Below are 1,495 nucleotides of genomic sequence, written 5' to 3' on the forward strand. Positions count from 1 at the left end.
CCCCCCTGCAACGGGCGTTGAACGCCCGTGGGTACGTCGTCGCCTCCCTCGACTACCGGCTGGCCCCGGCCGCGCCGTGGCCGGCGCAGCTCACCGACGCCAAATGCGCCGTCCGCTTCCTCCGGGCCCACGCCGCCGCGCTGCGCATCGACCCCGCGCGGATCGGGGTCTGGGGCAGCAGCGCCGGTGGGCAGCTCGCCGCTCTGCTCGGCACCGCGGGCCCGGCGGCCGGATTCGACGTCGGCCAGTATCTCGAGCAGCCCAGCGCCGTGCGCGCCGTCGTCGACATGTTCGGCCCCACGGACCTCGCCCGCCTCGACGGCGCCGACCCCTTCACCCGCGTCGTCGTCCGCCTGGGACTGGGTGCCTCCCCGGCCACCCGCCGCACCGCCAGCCCGGTCACCTATCTCGCGCCCGGCGCGCCGCCTTTCCTTATCCTGCAAGGAGAAGACTTCGTCCGGCCGCAGTCCGCCGCGTTCGCCGAGCGGCTCCGAGTCGCGGGCGTCCCGGTCACCTACATTCCCGTGCAGGGCACCGGCCACACGCTCGACACGCCCACCCAGCGCCCCGCGCCCGAGCAGCTGACGGGCAGCGTCGTCTCGTTCTTCGACCAGACCCTGCGCTGAGCCGGTCCGCACTATTGTGGACGGTCAGGTGCTTTGGCTTCGGGCTCGTCGAGGTCGTCACCGCGGGCCAGCGTGCGCAGTGAGGAGAAGAAAGCTGGTGTCGCGCATGTGCATCAGCTGCCAGGCGCGGCCGATGCCGAACGCGAGATCGGCGATCACCACGTAGTCGAGGGTCCGGATCGCCTGCAGATCGCCTTCGTCGGCGACGAGCGCGATCCCGGCGTACAGCTCGAACCCGGCGATGGTCAGCAGGGTGACCACCAGCCTGAGTGAGCTCCAGTGCCCCAGCCCGCGACGCGCCGCGGTGGCGATCGACCGGGCGCTCGCCGCGGCGAACACGAGCAGGCTCGCGCACATGCCCATCGCCCACCAGCCCAGGCTGACCCCGGGGCACCAGCGCGGCGAGGGACAGCACCAGCGCGTTGGCGAACACCAGCAAGGCCGCCGACGCCCGGGAGTGGTACTCCGCGTGCGTCGTCGCTTGCCGGGCCCGCTCGGGGAAGAGGGAAACGGCCACGAACAGCAGGCCGATCAAAGCTCCGCTCGCCCCGGCGACAGCGACAAAGAACTCGCGGTATTCCTCAGGAGGCATCCGGAAACTGATGTCATGTCGTCCAGTTTGGTGCCTGGGGCCGCGTGACTGACGGGGACTTTCACACGGTTTGTTCTGGTGAAGGGGACTCTTGCGAGGTTGAGTCGAGGGTAGGTCCCCTTCGGTCGCTACCCCAGGCTTGCCGTGTGCCCCTGAAGGCCACCATGACGGCGTCTAACGCCGTCATGGTGGCCTAATGGGGTTTGTTCGGGTCGGGTTCGTAGGCTTGGGCGTGGTGGCTGGTGGTGGGTGAGCACTCGTGTGGCCAGGGTTTTGT

2 protein-coding genes are annotated in these 1,495 nt (G+C 70.2%); one reads left to right on the forward strand and one right to left on the reverse strand.

All coding sequences use genetic code 11. The features are described from left to right. Window positions 1–626: alpha/beta hydrolase (locus QMK34_RS47405; protein WP_326421616.1), on the forward strand; the 626-nt coding region annotated here is incomplete at its 5' end. A 57-nt stretch (window positions 627–683) separates the two neighbouring features. Here the strand turns inward: QMK34_RS47405 and QMK34_RS47410 are convergent. After that, a complete protein-coding gene (locus QMK34_RS47410; protein WP_326421617.1) occupies window positions 684–983 on the reverse strand; it encodes a hypothetical protein in 300 nt (99 codons plus the stop codon). Between the last annotated feature and the right edge of the window lie 512 nt (window positions 984–1,495).

Origin of the sequence: Amycolatopsis sp. H20-H5, from assembly GCF_035828755.1 — a bacterium.
Lineage (GTDB): Bacteria > Actinomycetota > Actinomycetes > Mycobacteriales > Pseudonocardiaceae > Amycolatopsis.

Excerpts from the sequence above, each read along its gene's own strand:
- QMK34_RS47410 (WP_326421617.1), bottom strand. The coding sequence starts at position 983 with ATGTGCGCGAGCCTGCTCGTGTTCGCCGCGGCGAGCGCCCGGTCGATC.